This is a genomic window from Limisphaerales bacterium (genome assembly GCA_014382585.1).
Taxonomy (GTDB): Bacteria; Verrucomicrobiota; Verrucomicrobiia; order Limisphaerales; family UBA1100; genus JACNJL01.
The window spans coordinates 17,335-39,192 of sequence record JACNJL010000041.1 but is presented as its reverse complement, the minus strand read 5'-3'; the positions used below and the strand labels follow the sequence as shown (position 1 = coordinate 39,192).

General features: G+C 53.8%; 18 protein-coding genes. 5 read left to right on the top strand and 13 right to left on the bottom strand.

Annotated features, from left to right (window positions below; translation table 11 throughout):
- Positions 1–2 precede the first annotated feature (2 nt).
- The 9 genes from H8E27_08755 to H8E27_08715 all read right to left on the bottom strand — a co-directional run bounded on the left by H8E27_08755 (position 3) and on the right by H8E27_08715 (position 9,768).
- A complete protein-coding gene (locus H8E27_08755; protein ID MBC8325702.1) occupies positions 3–719 on the bottom strand; it encodes a hypothetical protein in 717 nt (238 codons plus the stop codon).
- A gap of 108 nt (positions 720–827) precedes the next feature.
- Entirely contained in the window at positions 828–2,063 is a 1,236-nt protein-coding gene (locus H8E27_08750) for a DUF4340 domain-containing protein (protein ID MBC8325701.1), read from the bottom strand.
- Positions 2,060–4,930 carry a Gldg family protein gene (locus tag H8E27_08745; protein MBC8325700.1) on the bottom strand — a complete coding sequence of 957 codons (2,871 nt, stop codon included), beginning with the start codon at positions 4,928–4,930 and terminating at the stop codon, positions 2,060–2,062. Before H8E27_08745 ends, H8E27_08750 begins: the two co-directional genes overlap by 4 nt.
- The gene (locus H8E27_08740) at positions 4,931–5,668 is read right to left on the bottom strand and encodes an ATP-binding cassette domain-containing protein (protein ID MBC8325699.1); all 738 of its coding nucleotides are present in this window, start codon (positions 5,666–5,668) and stop codon (positions 4,931–4,933) included.
- Between the two features lie 57 nt (positions 5,669–5,725).
- Positions 5,726–5,803, bottom strand: a complete 78-nt coding sequence (locus H8E27_08735) for a DUF2203 family protein (GenBank protein ID MBC8325698.1) — start codon at positions 5,801–5,803, stop codon at positions 5,726–5,728.
- A complete protein-coding gene (locus H8E27_08730; GenBank protein MBC8325697.1) occupies positions 5,800–6,078 on the bottom strand; it encodes a DUF2203 family protein in 279 nt (92 codons plus the stop codon). The genes H8E27_08735 and H8E27_08730 overlap by 4 nt, the downstream gene beginning before the upstream one ends.
- Before the next feature lie 57 nt (positions 6,079–6,135).
- Positions 6,136–7,890 (bottom strand): tetratricopeptide repeat protein, encoded by a 1,755-nt coding sequence (locus H8E27_08725; GenBank protein ID MBC8325696.1) that lies wholly within the window; start codon positions 7,888–7,890, stop codon positions 6,136–6,138.
- 210 nt (positions 7,891–8,100) lie between these two features.
- Positions 8,101–8,991 (bottom strand): ATP phosphoribosyltransferase, encoded by an 891-nt coding sequence (locus H8E27_08720; GenBank protein MBC8325695.1) that lies wholly within the window; start codon positions 8,989–8,991, stop codon positions 8,101–8,103.
- 138 nt (positions 8,992–9,129) lie between these two features.
- Entirely contained in the window at positions 9,130–9,768 is a 639-nt protein-coding gene (locus H8E27_08715; protein ID MBC8325694.1) for a phosphoribosylglycinamide formyltransferase, read from the bottom strand.
- Positions 9,769–9,922: 154 nt separating this feature from the next.
- On the opposite strand from H8E27_08715, the gene H8E27_08710 reads away from it, so the two are divergent.
- From H8E27_08710 to H8E27_08700, 3 genes are read left to right on the top strand one after another with little or no spacing between them, the layout of a single operon-like run.
- Positions 9,923–12,772 carry an amidohydrolase family protein gene (locus tag H8E27_08710; GenBank protein ID MBC8325693.1) on the top strand — a complete coding sequence of 950 codons (2,850 nt, stop codon included), beginning with the start codon at positions 9,923–9,925 and terminating at the stop codon, positions 12,770–12,772.
- Positions 12,769–14,076: an amidohydrolase family protein gene (locus H8E27_08705; protein ID MBC8325692.1), complete on the top strand. Its 1,308-nt coding sequence runs from the start codon at positions 12,769–12,771 to the stop codon at positions 14,074–14,076. The genes H8E27_08710 and H8E27_08705 overlap by 4 nt, the downstream gene beginning before the upstream one ends.
- A 32-nt stretch (positions 14,077–14,108) precedes the next feature.
- The gene (locus tag H8E27_08700) at positions 14,109–15,071 is read left to right on the top strand and encodes an acetamidase/formamidase family protein (GenBank protein ID MBC8325691.1); all 963 of its coding nucleotides are present in this window, start codon (positions 14,109–14,111) and stop codon (positions 15,069–15,071) included.
- 42 nt (positions 15,072–15,113) lie between these two features.
- Here H8E27_08700 and H8E27_08695 read toward each other — a convergent pair whose 3' ends face one another.
- From H8E27_08695 to glgP, 4 genes are read right to left on the bottom strand one after another with little or no spacing between them, the layout of a single operon-like run.
- On the bottom strand, positions 15,114–15,731 hold the full coding sequence (locus H8E27_08695; protein MBC8325690.1) for a superoxide dismutase: 618 nt from the start codon (positions 15,729–15,731) through the stop codon (positions 15,114–15,116).
- Positions 15,732–15,782: 51 nt separating this feature from the next.
- The gene (gene hisH / locus H8E27_08690; GenBank protein ID MBC8325689.1) at positions 15,783–16,400 is read right to left on the bottom strand and encodes an imidazole glycerol phosphate synthase subunit HisH; all 618 of its coding nucleotides are present in this window, start codon (positions 16,398–16,400) and stop codon (positions 15,783–15,785) included.
- Between the two features lie 37 nt (positions 16,401–16,437).
- Complete coding sequence (gene rlmN / locus H8E27_08685) at positions 16,438–17,514, bottom strand: 23S rRNA (adenine(2503)-C(2))-methyltransferase RlmN (GenBank protein MBC8325688.1); 1,077 nt, start codon at positions 17,512–17,514, stop codon at positions 16,438–16,440.
- Position 17,515: 1 nt separating this feature from the next.
- Positions 17,516–19,624: an alpha-glucan family phosphorylase gene (gene glgP, locus H8E27_08680; GenBank protein MBC8325687.1), complete on the bottom strand. Its 2,109-nt coding sequence runs from the start codon at positions 19,622–19,624 to the stop codon at positions 17,516–17,518.
- Between the two features lie 109 nt (positions 19,625–19,733).
- Here glgP and H8E27_08675 point away from each other — a divergent pair, with 109 nt between their 5' ends.
- Positions 19,734–20,726, top strand: coding sequence for a hypothetical protein (locus H8E27_08675; protein MBC8325686.1), 993 nt, complete (start codon positions 19,734–19,736; stop codon positions 20,724–20,726).
- Between the two features lies 1 nt (position 20,727).
- Complete coding sequence (locus H8E27_08670) at positions 20,728–21,855, top strand: terpene cyclase/mutase family protein (GenBank protein ID MBC8325685.1); 1,128 nt, start codon at positions 20,728–20,730, stop codon at positions 21,853–21,855.
- Positions 21,856–21,858 lie beyond the last annotated feature (3 nt).

The following is a 21,858-nucleotide window of genomic DNA, read 5'->3' as shown; positions in this document are numbered from 1 at the left end:
GGTTATTGAAACTTGATCAAATCGTCATTCACTTGAAACTGCGCGCCAGTCGGAACGCCGAGACCCTCTTCCCGCTGGGCGATTGATAATCCCGTGTTTGTGCTGCTCAATCGGGTTACTTTAATCCGGCCAATTAGCGTGTTATTTCGAAATATATTGAATTGATCACCGATTTTAAATCCATGAGCGGATCCGCGGTTTAAAATTATTGACCCAGTCTTTGGGTCCACATTTGCGATTTTGCCGACCTTGCCCCCGCTGTCCACCTTAGGTGCCACCGGTTTGACGGCTGCGGGAGGGTTTTTGAGTTTGTTCAATTCGGTGGTTAGAGATGCCACCTGCGCTTCAGCACTTGCGAGTTGGGTTTTGTATGTTCCAGCCTCGTTAGCCTTGGCTTGAAGATTCTGGCGCTCCGTTGCCCAGCTTGTTGCATTTGCTTTCAGGGTGCTGTTCTCCTGTTGGAGAGTTGCGAGTTGAGCATCTTTACCGCTGGCATTCCCAGTCAATTGATCGTACTGAGCTTTGATGGATTTCTTTTCACTATCGGCAGCGGCGAATTTTTGAACAAGATCAGCTTTTTCAGTTTCCAGTTGGGTGAGCTTCCCCTTGGCCTGGCTGGCTTCCCCCTTGGCCGTGGCGGCATCTTCCACGAGTTTCCCGGTTTTGCCAGAAACTGTGATTCCAAAGAAAATTCCTGCGCCCGCGGCGAGGATGTTCAACCCGAGAATGATTTTTGTTAGATTGGCCATATCGCGTTCCTCTGCTTCACAAATAAACCACTAAATGTACCGCCTGTCAATGCGGGCATCGAAGAAAAATGTTAACGTTTAAGGATCGTTCGGGGGAATTGGCGTTAGGCTTGGCGGCCCGGGCAGTAACGGTCCAAGTGGCGGCAGGGTGGGCTTAGGAGCCATCAATTCGCTGCGTTTTTTCAGCAAGTCAGTAATTGTGTAGCCGGGGACAAGATATGTCCAGTATTCGCCGGAGTAAGATTGGTGAAGGGCCAGCCGGATTTTGAGTTGTCGTTGTTGGTTAAGCCATTGAAGATCGAGGTTGGCGGCGGCGTTGGGCTTTTCATCTTTGGTGGGGATGCGTTTCTCGGGAAGTTTAGCGGAAACCGCAAGCCGCATCGGGAAATCCCCGCCTTCATTTGGTTTGCCAAGGGAGATGGTGTAGGTGAAGTGATCTTCAGTGCCTAATGTGATGCGGGTGGCATTCGTGCTAATCGAGGCAGCGGCCGCGTCGCCAATAAGGACATCATTAAACGTGGGCGACTGAAATGGCTGGCCCAAAGAATTGAGCTTGCTTTGATCCAGCGCCTCCCCTTCGCGGGCGGCCACGAGCGTCCAATTGGTGGCGGTGTTTTCCCGAGTGAGTTTCCAGGAATTGGTGGCTTCGGTTCCGGGGTAATCCACGGCGAGTGTGAGCACGTTCTTTACATCAAAAAAATCCGTACGGTTAATCCAGTCTGAAGGGACGGCGTTTGCGTTGCTGAATGTTTGATCGACAACCGCCGCGCTTGCCGGCTTGGCATCAAGCATGATGAAACGGCGATCCGGATAATTGCCGCCACCTCCCAGAGCTGAAGTGTTCTCCTCGCCGCCCGGAGCGCTCAACTCTTTGCCAAGGTGAACGATTTTGATGGATTTGCCATCCGCCGCGAAAAACTCAATCCGGGTAGCCGCCGTTTTGCCCGTGCCGGGCTCCTTAAGGTGCAGTCGGTCCAGTTGACTTTTACTCGCAGGAACGCGCCGCAGAATTTTCATTGCGATCAGATTTTTAACCAATCCTTCTATGCGACTGGTGTCCGCGGGATATCCACCCCGTTGGGCAACCACCCAATTGCCCAGTTTTTTCTCCACGCGTAATGTGGAAATTCCGTTTTCTCCGTCGGCCGCAATGGAGATTGCGGCGATGCTGCCGATATTTAAGTCAGCCATTGGTTCGTCGCCTACGTTGCTGTCAATAGCCGAGGCGGACTCGCTACTGGGGCTGAAAATCAGATAGCCCGCAATCGTGACGACCAATAGCGCCACCATTGAAATTAATTGTTTGGTCTTCATGATAAAGTTACCGAACGTTTAGAACGTTTGGACTGGGTGACGGCAACGAACAAGCCAAAAAGCGCTACAAGCGCCGGCATGATGAGAATATTGGCCCACTTGATGCGGAATTTCAGCGCGTTGATTTCCTCCCGCAACTCACGTTTTTTTTCGCGAATTGTTTTGCGCGCTTTGTCTTCAGCCGCTTTCTCTTCGGTCTCCATGTCCTTTAATTTTTTAACGTCAGCTTCGCTAATCTGCAATTGACCGCCGCCGCTCGCCATGAGTTGGCGAACCTGTTCATTAACTTTTTCTTCAATTTCCCGAACTTTCTTTTTGGCGGTTTCGAGTTCTTTCTGCAGCAAATCAATGTCTTTTTGCACGCGGCGAGTAGCCTTTTCTAGCATACGATCGAGCAACTCCAATGGCCGATCTCGCTGGGATTGACTGCGGACGCGGATGAGATCCTCATCGCCGGTAAGGTAATCTGCCAGATTCATCACAAAAGTGAGGTTGCTGTAGCGAAATCCGACGAACTGGCCGAAGGCATCCCTCATCGGTTGGGCTGCTAATTGGTCATTCAGCAAATCCACATCTCCCACCAACACGACCACCGGCAAAGCGTTTTCGCGCACGGATTTCAGGGAGGCATCTTTCGGCACAGTCGCGTTGGCATCTGCGGGCGGTATGGCTTCAGGATCGCCTTGCGGGAAAGCGGTGGTAAAATTGCCCGTGAGTTTCACGGCCAACACGCTGGATTTCCCGCCGCCTTTAAACGTGCGGGCAATCTTGTTTTGGGCGGCGGTAAATGGGGCTCTTGGAAGGATGGCCGTGGCATTAGTGGCAGTGCCGGCGGGTGTCTTTGTGTTGAGCTGCATGGCGTTGGTCGAGCTGTTCAAGAGGTTGACCTGGGTTAGCCCCTTGTCTGCCGCCTTGCCGGTAAACGAGCCAACGTGCAGCACGCTCACTGTGCCCAAATTCTGTGTGATAACTTCAGATTGGCTGTGGCTTTTCCCGGACAACTCCACCAATGTTGGCCACACTTCTGATTCACGTGGATCCGGTCGAAACGGGTTATCCATATCAGCCAAGATGTGTGAATTATCAAAATTCAGTCCCCACGCGGGGAGCAACTTACTGAGCGTGGAAGAGCTGTCCGCAGGGCCGCGACCGCCCATCGCTCCGGCGGAAAGCCCATAAAAAGGATCGAGAAAGGCGACCACCTTTCCGCCATTAAGCACGTATTGGTCGATAGCGAATTGCGCTCGTTCGCTGATGTTTTGCGGATGAATGACCAACAGCATGTCGATGTCGCTCTCAACGAGCGATTGCTCTTCGCTTTGATCGTTGCGTGAAATGCCGGAGTTAAAATCTACGGCGCGCACTTCATCGTATTCACGTTGCAACAAGCGGATTAGTGCCCACGGCGGTCTTGGCTCCATACCGCGTTGCATGGCCATTTGTGGCGGGATGCCATGCGGTAAGCCGCCCATCACCTGAACAGTGGGTGGCGCCATAACTCCAATGACCACCCGGACGTCTTCTGATTTTAATAAACGGGTAATCGCGTGGGAAATTTCATATTCCAACGTTACTTCAGAACGAAGCGACATGGAGCGCCCACTTTGAGTTTGAGTGGAGACTAGTAATTCTACTTTTTCGGTGCGGTCGGCATAGCTGAGTGATAGCCCAAGATAAGCAAATTCTTCCGGGCCGATAGGAAATTTCTCGATATTATCCTTCATGGCCTGATCTTCCTCGGGAGAATCGGGCTGCACATTGATCCGATGAAGAATCAGGGACTCGTTGCCGCCTTTCGACATGTTACTCGCAAGCCCCACGTATTCCTTTAGCATATCCTCCACGCGCTTTGCGTAGCGGGACAAATTGTTGGGTACTCGCTGGTCGCTGGTTTGATATAAACGCATCTCCAACTTGAAGGCGTCCGGCTCCCCGCCACGATCATCGTTTAGGCGCAACAGAATCCGCTCGGTGCCTTTGGACAATGAATAAATATTCCCCTCAGTCAGATCAGCCTTCCAGCGGAGTTGCGCCGTCATCGCGTTGGCCGCGATCAGGATGAGTGCCCCTAGCCCACAGAAACCAAGGGAGTAGGAAAAATTACCTGCCGTTCGCGACTCTTGCGCGTTGCGGACAATGATGCCTGTGACAAACAGGGCGAAAATAATCACCGAACCAAAAAATACCAGGTCACGAAAATCGAGCACGCCCCGTTGGAAATATTCGAAATGAGTGATGACACTAAGATTGGCCACGAACTCCACGACGCCCGGGCTGTTGGGAAACAAGCCGGTCATAAAGTTGGTTACCGGCGCAAAGCCGGCCAAAATGGTAAAGAGGCAAACCACCACCGACAGGATAAAGCTAACCACTTGATTGCGCGTAAGGGCGGAGGTCATGCAACCGATGGCGAGATATGCGCCGGCCATTAATGCGCTGCCCACGTAGGCACAAAAAATCGCACCGTTGTCTGGCGAGCCGAGCTTGTTAACCGTTATCCAAACCGGGAATGTTAATGCCAACGCCAAAACGAGGAATGCCCACGAGGCCAGGAATTTTGCCAGCACCGCCTGCCAGGCGGTAATCGGGAGTGTGAGTAGCAGCTCAAGGGTGCCGGTCCGTTTTTCTTCCGACCACAACCGCATTGCCACTGCGGGCACGAGAAATAAATACAGCCAAGGATGCCAGGTGAAAAAGGATTCCAGCGAGGCTTGATTACGGTCGAACAAATCCATGCCCAGCATGAACGTGAAGAAACCGGTCATCAGCAAAAAGATGACGAGGAACACATAAGCCACCGGCGTAGCGAAGTACCCGGTGAACTCGCGCTTGGCGAGGGTGAGAACATTTCGAAAAGGGGAGTTCATTTAAGCTGCCTCCTTTGTTTGGGTGTCGCTCATGGTGAGTTCACGGAACAGGTCATCCAGCCGACCGGACTTGGTTTTTTGTTTTAATTCGTCCGGCGTGCCGTTGGCTACGATCCCACCGTTGTTGATGATGATGGCGCGCGAGCAGGCGGCGTCCACTTCCTCCAAAATATGCGTGGAAAAAATCACCGCCTTCGTTTCACCCAATCGCTTGATGAGTTGGCGGGCTTCGCGTTTTTGGTTGGGGTCGAGGCCGTCAGTCGGTTCATCGAGCACCAGCACTTCGGGTTCGTGCAGTAGAGATTGCGCAAGGCAAGTGCGGTGGCGGAAGCCTTTGGAAAGCGTGTCAATGCTCTGATGCCGAACAGGCTGCAACGAGCACGTATCGATGGCGCCGTCCACTGCCTTGTCTCGCGCCATGCCTGTGAGGGCGCGGATTTCCGCTGTGAAGCGCAGGAAAGCCTGCACGGTCATGTCCGGGTAGCTGGGTGCATTTTCCGGCAGATAACCAATGAGCGACTTGGCGCTTGCGGGGGATTCGACGATGTCGAATTCGCCAACCGTCACACTGCCTTCATCGGGCACAAGGTAACCGGTAATCATGCGCATCGTAGTGGATTTCCCCGCGCCATTGGGGCCGAGAAAGCCAAGCACTTCGCCCTGCTTCACGTTGAAGCTGATGCTGTCCACGGCGACGTTGGCGCCAAAAGTTTTGCGGAGGTTTTTTACCTTAATCATAGTATCTGCGATGTCGGAAAAAATCGGGAGGCCTTTTATACGTTACCCGCCCTTGTGTCAATCCTCGCGGACCTCCCACAATGGTTTTCGCCCGGCAAAACCCGTGTCGATGTCGTGCCAGTGGGTAATGTTCATTTCGGTTTTTCCCAGCAGAGAAAGACCTCGCGTTCGTCAAGAATCGCAGGGAAATCGACGAGCCCGCGCGCCACATCCTTCAATTGAATTTCGCGCGCTTGAAATTCACGCAGCACTTCATGAACGCGCCGTAGGTTTTTGGCCCATTCAACAACCCCCTGCCCTCCGAGATCTTCGCCGGCGGCCAAGCGGGGCTCAAAGGATTGTTCGGATTGATGAATAAGGGGAGTCACCTCATCGAGTTCCGCAAACCACTCACGAAGTGTGGGGAGCATTTCGCGAGCTTCGGGCAGAGTATAGTGCCGGGTAAACTGCAGAGGCATCAGTCTGCGTTAGGGAAGTTGTTTAAGCACATCCTGAATGCGCTGTTTCACGTCTGGTTCAGTGTCTTTAATGGCAGCGGCTTTCTCAAGGTATCCGCGGGCCTCTTTTGGCTGCTTCAATTTCAAATACATTTCGCCAAGGTGAAGGAAAATTTCAGCATCATCGCCCTCGGTGTGTTTGAGCGCCTTGAGTTGCCACGTGAGCGCTTCCTTGAATTTGCCCTGCTTGAAGAGTGCCCACGCACGGCTGTCAAGATATGCACCGTTATCGGGGCTGAGCTTGAGTGCTCGATCAATCAGTTCGATTGCTTCATCAAGTTTTTCACCGCGATCGGCCCACATATATCCGAGATAATTTAACGCGGTTGCATATTCCGGATTTTTCTCAATTGATTGCCGGAAATATTTTTCGGCAATTTCAATTTTTCCGGCACGCTCGGCAGTGGTTCCCAATTGGAAATAAAGAATGTGATTGAGGCGTGTGGGATCAGCATTTTTTGCGATCGATTCGGCACGGCGCAAGTCATCCAATGCTTGATTGAAATCCCGTTTTTCCAAAGCGATCATCGCCGCGAAATAAGCCTGCAAAAAATTCGGCTTAAATTTCCGTTTCACCATATCCAACACCTTTTGCCCCTCATCACTTTTGTCGTCCGAGAGCAATGCGGAAATCAGATCAAAATACAGTTGCTCGATTCGGGAATTGAGCTTGATTGCCGCACGATAATGTTGGGCGGCTGTTGCGAATTCGTCTTCATCCATTGCCACCGCGGCAAGCAGTTGGTGGGCACGCCATGAATTGGGGTTCTTCTTAAGAATTGCCTCAAGGTGCATTCGGCCTTCCTTAATCTTGCCTGCGATAATTAAATCCTGTGCCAACTGCATTAGCACGGCCGGGTTGCCGGGTAAGGCTTTTAGTAATTCTTGAGTCACCACCGCCGCTTCTTTACGGGCATCGATCATACGGTAACCTCGGCCGATTTGCTCAATCATCAAGGGGACAGTCGGTTTACTGGCCCACGCCGCATCCAGCAGCTTGCGGATGCGTGGCTTGAGTTCTTCCGCAGCAGTTTTATCGATTTGTAAATAACCGCCGGCCATGAGTGCCAGTTCGACCTGAAATGTGATGTCGGGTTTCTTTTGGGCAAAGGCCTGATCGAGGGTCTTGCGGATTTGAGGCAGGCGCTTGGCGCCACCATTCATTTCTTTTTGGTAAACTTGAATTAATGTTTTGTAGCCGAGGATGGAATCCGGGGCCATGCGAATAGCGCCTTCGGCGGCTATGCGGGCCAAGTCAAGTTTCCCTTTTTGTGCGTAGGTCACTGCGAGCAGTGTGTGCACCTTGGCGGACGCGTCTGGGTTAGCAGTCGCTTTAACCAAGAGCGCGAGCACCTTGTCGAATTTCTTTTGGGCCAGCAACATGCGCACCACTTCGAGCACAATTTTTTCGTTTGCGGGATCTGCCAAGGCAGCCTGTTCAAATTCTTCCATCGCCACCGCGCTTTCGCCCCGCTCCATTGCGGCTGTGGCGGCTGCGTAATGCGCCATCGAACGGATCCGGCGTTCAATAGCCGCATCTTCGGCGATCCGCTTCGCTTCGGCATCGGGTTTCGCCGTTGGCGGGGCAGGTTCGGCAATCAGTTGGCTTGGCTGCAGCTCTGCGGTTGAAGGGGGGGCTTCTTCGCTGGGCATCTTGACGGGGCCGGCGCAGGCTGCAAGCACGAGTGTACCTGCGAAGACCATGAATTGGTTTCGATTCATCATGTTAATCAGACCCGTTATATTAGGGCAATTGGAGCACGCCCGGTTGGGCGAATTGCAAGGGCGCAGGGGTTAACCTACTTTTGCCACTTACGCTTCTTGTGACGGTTGGCCCGTGAGGCCTTGCGCCGCTTGTGCTTGTTGATTTTGGATTTGCGTCGTTTCTTTAACGATCCCATGTTTTTGTCTCTTCTTGTCTGTCTGTGAGAAGGGTTAATATACCACTTTATTCAGTGGATATTCAATAATTCCTTCTGCGCCAGCCGCTTTGAGGCTGGGAATTATTTCGCGGGCCACGTGTTCTTCGATCACCGTGTCCACCGCTACCCAGCCGGTTTGGCTGAGTTCGTTGATGGTTGGATTTCGTAGCGCGGGCAATTTTCCTAAAACTTTGGAGAGGTTGGCCTGTTTGATGTTCAACTTTAAGCCCACCATCGCCTCGGCATCCAGTGCGCCGCGCAGCAGCATCGCCATCGTTTCAATCTTCTGGCGCTTCCACTTGTTTTTCCAAGCATTTTTGTTGGCGATCAATCGCGGCGTGCTGCTCATTAATTCCTCCACGATGCGTAGATTATTCGCGCGGAGGCTGCTGCCGGTTTCGGTTACCTCCACGATCGCGTCCACTAATTCGTGTGCCTTCACTTCGGTGGCGCCCCAGGAAAATTCCACCTCGGCTTTGACGCCGTTCTTTTTCAGCCAACGCTTGGTGAGCCCCACTACTTCTGTGGCGATGCGTTTGCCTTGCAGATCCTTGACCGATTTGATTTTGGATTTATCCGGCACCGCCAAAACCCAGCGCGCCGGACGACGCGTGGCTTTGCTAAACAAAAACTCGCCCACCTCGTGCACCTTGGAATTGTTTTCCTCAATCCAATCCAGCCCCGTGATGCCGCAATCCAAATAGCCGCGCTCCACATAAACGCTCATCTCCTGTGCGCGGATGGTGCGGATTTCCAACTCGCTGTCGTCCACTACGGGAATGTACGAGCGGCTGCTGATGGATACATTCCAACCCGCCTTCGCCAGCTTTTCAACCGTGGCATCTTGCAAGCTGCCTTTCGGTAAACCGAATTTCAAAATTTTGTTTTTGTTGCTTTTAGTCATCTAATAATCGCCGAGCTTGCACTTTCGCTTTCGGGCGGGAATAGCGCTTGGAAGACTCCTCCACTCGCGTGGACGGGTTGATCTGCCACCGTCGCCGCGGAAAAGCGATCTTTTTCTTTGATTTTTTAACCCGATTTTTCATCGCGCAACCTTGATCGTGCCGCGCCCGCGCAATGCGATTTCCCCCCGCGCAATCGCCGCAATGGCCTCGGGGTAAATCCGATGTTCCGCGCCGTGAATGCGTTTATGCAAGGTTCCCGGTGTGTCATCATCCAGCACCGGCACCGATTTTTGGGCAATAATTGCGCCGCTATCCACCCCCTGATCCACAAAATGGACCGTTGCCCCCGTCACCTTCACCCCGTGATCCAGTGCCTGTTTCCACGCTTCCAACCCCGGAAATGCCGGCAGCAGCGACGGATGCACATTTACCACCCGCCCCTCAAACGCCCGCAAAAACTCCCCCTTCAAAACCCGCATAAACCCCGCGAGCACCACCAAGTCCACCTCCACATCATTAAGCGCCTTTATATAAGCGGCTTCCGCTGCGTCATCCAGCTTGGTGCGAAAATTCCCCGGCGCAATGTGCGTGCAATTCACCTCCACATCCCGCGCCCGTTCCAAAATTAACGCCTTTTCCACATCGCTTAATACCACCGCCACGCTTGCCTGCACGGTTGAAAGGGCCCCGTTTTGGCACGATTCCACAATTGCCCCAAAGTTCGAGCCCCCGCCCGAACCGAGCACACCCAATCGAAACGGAACAAATTCAGCCATAAAACAGTAGATTACCAAAGCCGCGCCCCCATCGCAAACTCAATTCCCTTGGCTAATGGAATTTTCAAAACATCAGGGATCCATTTCTTAAATCCAATTGTCTCCACAGGATTTGGGGCTTGGTCATTAGTCAAACGCCTCCTACGCTTCGCGTATGAAATCAATTTTCATCGCCCTGACGGCATTGGCATTATTGACAGGGCAATTGATTGCCCCCTCATTACTTCCAGCTGCTGAAATTCTGCCGCCGGGCCAGCGGCCGCAGCCGTTGGGGGCGCACGCGTTGATGGGGGCTCGGGTGATCGTCAAGCCAGGAACGGCTTTGGAAGGCGCGACTATTCTCATCCGCAACGGACGAATTGAGGCAGTGTTGCCTGCAGGGAAGAAAGGCATTCCCGCCGATGCTCGCGTTTGGTCGATGAAGGGTAAAACGATTTACGCCGGCTTCATTGATCCGTATCTTTCGTTGGGCGAGGACAAGGCCAAGCCGATTTCCAACCGATGGACGGTGCCCATCGACGCCCGCGCGGGCGTGAGCTTCACAGGTCTGCCCACCACCAAAACCGATATGGGGCGTAAAGGACCCGGTTACGAAATTGCTGGTGTGCGGCCGGAGCATCGCGTGGCAGCGCAATTTTCGCCCGACCCAAAAGAACTCGTCACACTGCGGGCGCTCGGGTTCACCGCAGCCAACGTGATACCCACTAAAGGCATTTATCGTGGCACCGGCACGTTGGCGTTGCTGGGCACCGGCAACCCCAATCAACTCATCCTGAAGCCGGACACGGTACAGCATCTGGCTTTTTCCACCACGGGCGAACGCGCTGAAGGATACCCCAATTCGCTGATGGGCGCGATCGCTGTCATTCGCCAAACCGTGTTCGATGCACAGCATTATTTCGCGATGCAATCGTGGCACAAAACGCACCCGACCGATGCACGCCCAGAGTACAATCCTTCCCTCGAAGCATTGCGCCCCGTGCTGGCCAAGGCGTACAAACAACGCATCATCATCGAACCCGGAAGCGTCTTGATGCTCAGTCGCGCCCAAGTGCTCAGCGCCGAACTCGGGTTTGATCCCATTCTCGTTGCCACCGGTCAGGAATGGCGGCGCCCAGAAATGCTAAAACAAATTAAGGCGGCATTCATCGTGCCTGTGGTGTTTCCCGCAATCCCCGAGCTGCCGGAGGAGGAAGATTGGAATCAAATTTCACTTGATCAATTGCGTGCTTGGGATTGGGCACCGGAAATCCCCGCCCTGCTCCGCCGCGACCACGCAATCACCCTCACGACCCACGGCCTGGCAGACTACAAATCTTTCCGTAAAAATATTGCACGCGCCATTGAGCGAGGCCTCACCGAACAACAGGCGCTTGCCGCACTCACCACCGAACCTGCGCGATTGATGAGTGCGGACAAACAAATCGGAACGATTGAAAAAGGCAAGCTTGCCAATCTCACTGTTGTTGATGGGGGGAGTTGGTTTGATCCTGACAATGAAATTGATTCCGTGTGGATCGAAGGCCGTCATTTCATCAACGACAACCCCGCATCTAAAAAATCTGACACTAAACCGAAAAACGGAATGGTTGGTAAGGGAAAAGAAAAAACCAAACCCTCCCCGCGCATCGCCCAATCACCCGACGCCTTTCGAGGACCGCTGCTTTCACCGAAAAATGTGATAATCCAAAACGCCACGATTTGGACCTGCGGCCCCGAAGGCGTCATCACCAACGGCTCGATTCGTATCGCCAATGGCCGTATTGCCGAAGTGGGCCGCGCCTTAAACCCGCCCGAATCCTTCGATGGCATTGTGATCGGCGCCAAGGGGATGCACGTCACGCCCGGGCTGATCGATTGCCACAGCCACAGCATGATTCTCGGCGGCGTCAACGAAGGCACACTGCCCTCTACCGCCATGGTGCGCATCGGTGATGTGGTGAATTCCGAGACAGGAAACATTTACCGCCAACTCGCCGGCGGACTGACAACGGCTAATCTTTTACACGGCTCGGCCAATCCTATCGGCGGTCAAAACCAAGTCATCAAGCTACGCCACGGCGCCCCGCCGGATGCGTTGAAATTTGCGAACGCACCGGCCGGCATCAAGTTCGCTCTTGGCGAAAATGTAAAGCAATCCAACTGGGGCGATGACAAAACCACGCGTTTCCCGCAAACACGAATGGGCGTGAAAACATTCTTCAACAATCGCTTCACCGCCGCTCGTCAGTATCTTGCCGATCAATTGCGCGAAGACGTTGCGCCAATCCGCCGCAATCTCGAACTCGAAGCGATTGGCGAAATCATCAATGGCAAACGCCTCATCCACTGCCATTCGTACCGGCAGGATGAGATACTCATTTTCATACGCACGATGGAACGTTTTGGTGTAAAAATTGGCACACTGCAACACGTATTGGAGGGGTACAAAATCGCCGATGAAATTGCTGCACACGGAGCGGGCGCCTCCACCTTCAGCGATTGGTGGGCGTATAAATTTGAAGTGTACGATGCCATCCCGTACGCCGGCTCCCTGATGCACGCGCGCGGTGCACTGGTGAGTTTTAACTCCGATTCAAGCGATCTCGCCCGCCGATTGAATCTCGAGGCGGCAAAAGCGGTAAAATACGGCGGCACCAGCGAGGAAGACGCGCTCAAATTTGTGACGCTCAATCCTGCCAAACAGCTTCGCATCGATCAATGGGTCGGCTCACTTGAAGTCGGCAAGGACGCCGATATTGTATTGTGGAGCGGCCATCCACTTTCCACTCAAACGATCTGCGAACAAACGTGGATCGAAGGGGCCCAATACTACGACCGCGCAAAAGCCGCCGCCCGCACAAAGACACTCGCCGCCGAGCGCACAGCGCTCCTTGCCAAGGCCCGTAAAAATAACGGCAAAGAAAACGCCGGCGTAGCCGCGCGATCCGCTTTCTTTTTTCGTGCACTCGAAAAGGCACACGCCCTAAACAACTGTTACGAATGTCGAAAGGTTAAACCGTGAACAAGCTGATTCTGATTCTATTTACCGCCGCAACGCTGCAGGCGCAGCCGCAAGGACAACCGCAAACTGTATTGTACAAAGCCGCTGCAATCCATACGGCGGACAAAGGCACGGTAAAAAACGGCCAAATGCTTGTCACTGATGGGATCATTCAAGCGATCGGGCCGAACCTTCGAGCCACACGCCAAACCAAAGTTGTCGACCTTGGAAACCTGCAGTTGTACCCCGGCCTGATTGCCGCAGCCACTTCACTCGGCCTGACCGAAATTAACGCCGTGCGCGCCACGCAAGATACCACGGAAGTGGGCGAATTTACGCCTGACGTGGAAGCGTGGGTTTCTGTCAACCCCGATTCCGAACTCATTCCCGTCGCCCGCGCCAACGGCTTCACCCACGCGCTGGTGGCGCCCATGGGCGGTACGATTACCGGCACATCTGGCCTAATCAAACTATCCGGTTGGGGAGTTGAAGAGATGACGCTAAAATCACACGCGGCCCTGCATCTCTGGTGGCCCGTGATGAAGCTCAACACGCTTCCGAAAGAATCGTTGCGCGACCCATCCAAATATAAATCACCGAAAGAACAAACTGAGTCACGCAACAAGAAATTAAAAACGATCGATCAGTTTTTCGATGACGCCGAGGCATACGCGCGCGCACGAAAGGCTGGTGCTGCAAGTTTCAAAAAAGTCCCCGCATGGGAGGGGATGCTCGGCACGCTTTCGGGCCAACAACCGATTATCGTGCACGCCAATGAAGTCCGACAAATCAAATCTGCCGTCGCGTGGGCCAAGGGTCGGAAATTCAAGATTGTCCTGGCTGCCTCGCGCGATGCGTGGCAAGTGGCCGATTTGTTGGCGAAAGAAAAAGTGCCGGTGATTTACGATAATGTCTTCACCCTGCCCCAGCGCGACATCGACCCGCACGATATTCACTTTCGCGCCGCTGGCATCCTCCATAAAGCCGGCGTTCAAATCGCTCACAGCGAGCCAATCGGTTCCTGGGGTGCATCCCGGGTGCGCAATATCGTCTACGCCGCCGCGCAATCCATGGCCTACGGTTTGCCTCGCGAAATCGCTCTGCGCAGCCTCACACTGCACCCCGCTCAAATGCTCGGCGTGGCCGATCGCCTTGGCTCACTCACACCCAAAAAAGAAGCCACCTTCATCGCGGTGAACGGCGACATCTTTGATATCCGCGCCAACGTAAAGCATATGTGGATTGCCGGGCAAAAAATCGACCTCCAAAGCCGGCACACCCGTCTTTATGAAAAATATAACAAACGACCGAAGCCAATTCATTAGGGCACCGTATTAGCGTATCCACCCCCATCATCATGCAGAAAATCCTCCGAGACGACGCAAGAAAATATGCCTTTGATTGGCATGACGAGCCGTTGCTGCACGTGCAGATCGATGAGAGTTTTGAAGTTGAAACTTGGGATGCGAGTGCCGGCTATTTTAAAACCCCCGACGACAAAGCGATCCCCGGCAACCGGCCCGGTTTCGATCGCAACCCGCCCATGGCCAATCCCATTGGCGGCCCCGTCTTTGTTGAGGGCGCAGAACGCGGCGACGTGCTCGTGGCATGCATTGAGGACATCGAAGTGGCTGATTACTCATGGGTGGCCACCGGCCCCAACCGCGGGCCCTTCGGCCAATCCACCCGCTGGCCAGAACTTTCCAGCGAATACACCACAAAAATTTTTAAGCACAGCCTCGGTCCCAGCGGCACGATGCGCGATGGCACGCTGCATTTCAGCGAAGAAATCTCATGGCCGATCACGCCCTTCATCGGGACCATCGGCACCGCCCCAGACCGCGAAGTAACCACCAGTATCGACGGCCAAGGGACGTGGGGAGGCAATCTTGACATCCGTGATGTCACGGTTGGCAATCGCATCCACCTTCCGGTCAGCCACCCCGGCGCATTGTTTTACCTTGGCGATGTTCATGCGAGCCAGGGCGATACTGAATACACCGGCACGGCTGCGGAAACCTGCGCTACTGTGCGGCTACGCTTCGAGCTGAAGAAGCAAGCCCCCCTGCCCTTCATGCGCATCGAGACCCCCGATCTCCTGATCGCCATTCAAGCTGCGCGCCCGCTCGAGCAAGCGGTCGATACCGCCACCAAGCATCTCATCGAGTGGCTCGTCTCCGATTACCATTTCAGCCCGACCGACGCCTATTGTCTGGTCAGTACCTGCCCGGACTTTCGCATCAACGTCTACCAAATGGTCAACATCGCCAAATTAAGCTTTGTCGCCGGAGCACAAATCCCGCTGAAATATACGCAATAAAAAACGCGCCCGGAGGCGCGCTGAAATATTTTAAGATCGGGATCAGCTTTTGGCGGCATCGTAATTCGCGGCGACCGCGTCCCAGTTTACTACACTCCAAAACGCCTTCAAGTAATCCGGGCGGCGATTTTGGTATTTCAAATAATAAGCGTGCTCCCATACGTCACAGCCGACGATGGGCGTGCGGCCCTCCATCAACGGCGTATCTTGATTGGCTGTGCTGCAAACGCAAAGTCCGCCATCGGATTTAACGCACAGCCAAGCCCAACCACTGCCAAACTGCGTGGCCCCAGCGGCTTCAAATTTTTCTTTAAAGGAATCCAAGCTGCCGAATTCTGCCTCGATGGCATCGGCCAGTGCGCCCGTGGGTTCGCCGCCACCGCCGGGACCCATGATGGTCCAGAATAACGAATGGTTGGCATGGCCGCCGCCATGGTTGCGTACGGCACCGCGAATGCCTTCAGGAAGGGCATTGAGATCACTGACAAGATCGTCGATGCTTTTGGCGGCAAGATCGTCGTGACCTTCTAGCGCCGCATTGAGCTTGGCGATGTAAGTGGCGTGATGCTTGCCGTGATGGATTTCCATCGTCTGTGCATCTATGTGGGGTTCCAACGCGTCGTGCGCGTACGGGAGTTCAGGGAGTTCGTAGGCCATAATTTTTGGTTCGGCGAAACGGTAACAATCCCGCCTGCTTTCGGCAAGCCCGCGTTAAGAATCTGCCAACTGGACAAAGTTTTCTAGTAATTTCAGACCCACCTTTTGGCTTTTTTCCGGGTGGAATTGCGTGGCAAAAACGTTGTCGCGCCAGACGGCTGAGGCAAAGGGTTTGCCATAATTGGTGCGCGTGGCGACAATGGATTCGTCCGTGGGTTTCGGGAAATAACTGTGTACGAAATAAAAATGACTCCCCGATTCGATGCCTTTCAGAATGGGGCACTCCGGTTTTTCAAATTCCACTTCGTTCCAGCCAATCTGTGGCACTTTAATTTCATTCTCCGCAAACCGCACCACGCTGCCACCAAAAATTCCCAAGCCTGTCGCGCACGAATTAAACTCCTCACTCTTCTCGAACAACGCCTGATAGCCCACGCAAATCCCAAGGAACGGCTTGCCCGTGCCAATGAAATCCTTCGCTGCAGCAAACAACTCCTGCCGCTGCATCGCATTCACGCAATCGTCAAACGCCCCCACGCCCGGCAGCACCATTGCATCCGCCCGCGCGACGTCCTCCGGATTAGCCACCAATGCGACCTCAGCACCAGCCGCCGTTAGCGCCTTCTGTACACTGCGGACATTCCCCGCGCCATAATCAAGTAAGGCAATCACGGGGAGACCTTAGCGATCAAATTGTTGAATGCAAACTTCACGTCGCGGCCAATTCCTTTTCGGTCCTTAATCGTAATTGCCCGCAGGCGGCGTCAATATCGTGGCCTTTTTCACGGCGAAGAGTGGTGAGCGTTCCGCGGGAAACTAATGCCTCGTGAAAGGCATCTTGGATGGCGCGGTCCGGTCGGCCCCATTCGAGACCGTCGACATGATTGTAGGGGATGAGGTTGACTTTGGCGCGAAGGCGATGGGCGAGTTCCGCGAGCGGGGCGACTTGGTCGAGGGCGTCATTTACACCGGCGATGAGGATGTACTCAAGTGTGAGCTTGCCGCTTTTGGCTTGCTGATATTCTTCGGCGGCAGCCGCTAGTTTTGCCAATGGATATTTCCGGTTGATGGGCATAATGCGATCGCGGACTTCGTCGGTGGCCCCGTGAAGGCTGATGGCCAGGCGATATTGGCGTGGTTGAGCGGCGAGTTTTTGGATTTGCGGCACGAGTCCGCTGGTCGAGATGGTGATTTTACGTGCGCCGATATTTGCACCCCAATCAGCATTTAACGATTCCAGCGCCAACATCAGGTTATCGTAGTTCGCCATTGGCTCACCCATTCCCATGATGACGAGATTATTGATGGCGCGTTGCCCTGCCCTGCCCTGCGCGCGTTCGACCGCAAGCACTTGGTCGATGATTTCGGCGGGTTCGAGGTTGCGCTTGAATCCGTCCAATCCGCTGGCGCAAAAAGTGCAGCCGTACGCGCAGCCCACTTGCGTGGAGATGCATAACGTGTGGCGATCGCTGGGCTCGCCATAAAGCGCGGGGCTGGCGGGGATGAGGACGCTCTCGACTAGTTGCCCATCGCGCAATTTCCAGAGAAATTTTTGAGTGGTGTCGGCGTCGCCTTGTTTGCGGGCAAGTTCGACAGTAGAAAAATTGAAGGATTCGGCGAGGCTGATTTGTAGCGATTCGCCGAGATTCGTCATCGCCGCCCAATCGACGGCAAAATGTTGATGCACCCATTTGAGGATTTGCGAAGCGCGGTATGGTTTCTCGCCCCGTTCGTCCAGCCACGTACGGAGGGTTTCTGGAGTTTGCGATGAGATGGGCAGACGCACGTTAGCTCCCTAAATAATAGTTGCGCGAATAATCCTGCACCATTCGCCACGTGTTGTACTTTGGGGTCACCGTCGCCATCGCGTGGCGCATTTTGTGAATCCATTGGCGCGGCAAACCCGAGGCGTCGCGATTGTAAAAAGTGGGGATCACTTCATCCGACAGCACGCGGAATAAATTCTCACTATCGACGCGGTCCTGTTCTTCGAGGTTATCCGGATGTGAATCGTCGCCAATGGAAAAGCCGTTTTCGCCATCATAAATCTCGCGCCACCAGCCGTCCATAATACTGCAGTTGAGCCCTCCGTGCGCGGCGGTTTTCATACCGCTCGTTCCGCTGGCCTCAAGCGGGCGCCGGGGGTTGTTGAGCCACACGTCGCAGCCGCCCACGAGCATTCGGCCAATTTGAATATCGTAGTTTTCAATGAACACCAAGTGCCCCTGCAATTCGCTGTGCTTGGCCAGATGCGCGATTTTTTGAATGAATCTTTTACCTTCCTCATCGGCCGGATGCGCTTTGCCGGCGAAAATAAATTGTACCGGACGGTCGGCGTTTTTAGCGAGTTTCACGACTTCTTCAAAGTGATCAAAAATCAACGGCGCGCGTTTGTAAGTGGCAAAGCGCCGGGCGAAGCCAATGGTAAGCGTGTCGGCATCGAGCAAATGATCATAACTGATAAAGTCGCCTTCGCGGGAGGGTGGAGTGTCAATGAGGCGACTGCGCACAAAATCAATCAATTCCCGCCGCAACCGATAGCGCAACGCCCAAAGTTCCTCGTCGGCAATAAAATTTTCATCCGCCACCTTGGCCCAGAATTCAGCGTCATTGATGTGTTCGTAAAACTTCGGGCCGTTGCCGAGGCGCGGTTGCCAGAAATCGCGCGCACTGCGGCTCATCCAGCCGAGCGTGTGAATGCCGTTGGTGATGTGGCCAATGGGCACTTCGTCGACGGGCACATTATATTTCCCCCGCCACATTTCCCGGCTCACCGCGCCATGCAATTCACTGACTCCATTGGCGGCGCGGGCGGCGTTGAGGGCGAGCACGGTCATGCAAAATTGCTCATCGTCGTCCTCGGCATCCAAACGGCCGAGTGCCATGAGTTCCTTGTGGGAAAGGTCTAGTTGCTTTGCGTAACGGCTGAGCGAATAGCTCATTAACTCGGGCGAAAAGCGATCGTGCCCCGCCGGCACGGGCGTGTGCGTAGTGAAAATGCATTCCTCGCGCGTGGCAGCAAGGGCATCATCGAAGCTGTTGCCGCCAGTCATTTTTTCACGAATGAGTTCCAGCGCCAGAAATGCAGCATGACCTTCGTTCATATGAAACACGCTGGGGGTTTTGCCAAGTGTGCGTATTAGTTTCGCGCCACCGATGCCAAGTAGGATTTCCTGTTGGATGCGCGTGGTGGTGTCGCCGCCATACACGCGCAACGTAAGGTCACGATAGTGGGCAGGGTTTTCAGGCAAATTGGTGTCGAGTAAGTACAGCGGGCAACGGCCGACATTGATGCGCCACGCACGGAAGCGAATGGTATCGGTGGCGATGTCCACCGCGCAGGTGATGGGTTTACCCTCGGCATTAGTCACGACATCCATCGGGAGGTTGCGCGGGTTGAGTTGGTTATAGTATTCAGCCTGCCAGTTATCCTGGTTGATGGTTTGTTGGAAATACCCTTCACGGTAAAATAAAGTGATGCCACAAAAGTTGAGGCCAAGATCACTGGCACTTTTAATGTGGTCGCCCGCGAGCACGCCCAAGCCACCGGCAGCGATGGGGAGTGTTTCGTGCAATCCAAACTCCGCCGAGAAATAAGCCACCTGCCGATCAGCCAGTTTGGGCGCCTCCCGCGTCACCCACGTGTCGCGGGAATTCATATAGCCGTCAAATTCCGCCAGTACATCAGCCACGCGTTCGGCATAATCGGGTTCGAGCAAGCGGGCGCGCAATTCCGCATCGGATACTTCCCTCAAAATGGCCACCGGATTGTGGTACACATTTTGCCATGTGCGCGGCGAAAGCTCACCAAAGATGCCGCGTGCATCCTGATTCCAAGTCCACCAAATATTTCGCGCCAATTGATTGAGCGCAACGACTGTTTTGGAAATATCCATCTGCGGAATTGGTAGAGGCGCCGGCCCGAAAAACCAAGCGGTTTTTACATTTGCTTAACAAGAAATATGTCGCAAACATAGCGCACCGCCGTCAAACTACCTGGAGAATATGAAACACCTATGCATTTGCATTTTAATGGCGGTCGGCGTTTGTGCACAGGATGACCCTTTCAAACCTGAGCCATTACCCAAACCGGTCATTAAAGAAATTTCTCCGGGCGTACTTCAGGTCGGAACGGTGAAACTGGTGAAGGAGGCCCGCGAAGTTCACATTCCCGTTGTGGTGGAAATTCGCGAAGGCCCCATTGAATACCTGGTCGTCACTGGCCGCGGGAAGGTTCATGAAAGCCTGCTGGTGACCACTGCTGAACCTTTCCATGTGCAAGTAGCCATGTTATTGCTAAACGCAAAAGGAAGCGACGGCAAACTCATTCCCGAAGATGAAGCCAAAGCGATCCCAGGGCAACCAGTTGACATCGAATTACATTGGAAAGAAAACGGAAAACAGAAAAAGGCCCGCATCGAACAATTTGTGCAAACCGTTCGGCCTGCATTGCGACCGGCTAAAAAAGGCCCGTTCATCTTCAACGGTTCCCGCGTATTCGAAGGGCAGTTTTTGGCGCAACGTGATGGTTCCATCGTTTCGCTCATTACTGATAACGCAGCTCAATTCAATAATCCCCGGCCCGGCCGTGAGGATGACGAGCTATGGCGGCCGCAACCGAAAGGGCTGCCGGCTCAAGATCACAAAGCGACAGTAGTGATTCGATTACTAAAACCTCCCCATAAAAAACCAACCGAAATTCCCACCGCAACATTTGAAGCAATGCAAAAGCGCAACGCCAAAGGCGAACGCGTGGGGCTGCTCGAAAAGGGCTTATGGTATAAACGCGGGGAATCAGCACCCTACAGCGGACGCGTGGCCGGGCATTACAAAAACAAACAACTAGAATCTGAACGCTTTTACAAAAACGGAATTCAAGTAGGCGTGGAAACCCACTGGTATGATTCCGGCGTAAAGCGCTGGGAGCTGACATATCAAAACGGCAAATTAATCTCCCAACGTTCATGGGATCCGGATGGTGTTGAATCCAAACAATAAAATGAAAACTGCATTAACATTATTTGCGCTTCTCATCCTCGCCTGCCCTGCCCAGGCGCAACGCGACATTTCCTTCATGAACGAGCTGCAGCGCTCCGTCGATCGCGGCATCACCTCACTGAAGGCCAGCCAAAACCCCGGGGGGTGGTGGACCAGCCCCGAACATCCGGCCGTGACTGCACTCGCACTAATCGCATGGCAAGGCAATCCCAATAAGCCCAAGCAAACGCCAAAGTGGATTGAAAACGGGTATAAATTCCTCCTCACCCACGTTCAACCCGATGGCAGTATTTATGTCCCCGGCAAGGGGCTGGCGAATTACAACACATCATTATGCATGATGGCATTGCTTGCCGCAAACGACAAACAGCACAACCCTGTATTGCTCAAAGCGCGCGCCTTTTTGGCCAAACAACAATGGGACCTTGGCGAACAAGGCAAGCAGGACCATCCACTCGATGGCGGCGTGGGCTACGGCGGCCGCTACCCGCACAGTGATCTCAATAATACTCTTTCTTCGCTGGAAGCACTTTACTATACGCGCCATCTTGTGAAGGACGCTCCTCCGCAGGATGACCTCAACTGGAAGGCAGCGATCGGATTTATTCAAAATTGCCAAAACCTCCCCAGCCACAACAAACAGCCGTGGGCCAGCAATGACCCGAAACAAAAAGGCGGGATGATTTATTTCCCCGGCAAAAGTATGGCCGGCACAGTTAAGGATAAAAACGGACGCACTGCCCTGCGCAGTTATGGCAGCATCAGCTACGCCGGAATGCTCAGCTACTCCTACGCCCAACTGAAGGCCGATGACCCGCGTGTAGTTGCCGTTCGCAAATGGCTCTTCGATAATTTTACACTCGAAGAAAACCCGGCGATGGGAGCCCAAGGGTTGTATTATTATTATTATTTGATGACCAAGGCACTGTCAGTTTCCGGAGACCGAATCATCAACGTGAAAGGTAAAAAAATTGATTGGCGCAAAGCAGTGGGATTAAAACTGATCGGATTGCAGCAGCAGGACGGTTCATGGATAAACACGCAATCCGCGCGTTGGTGGGAGAACGAAAAACCGCTGGTCACTGCCTATAGTGTCATCGCTTTAGGCTATATCTATCGCGGCGAATAACCC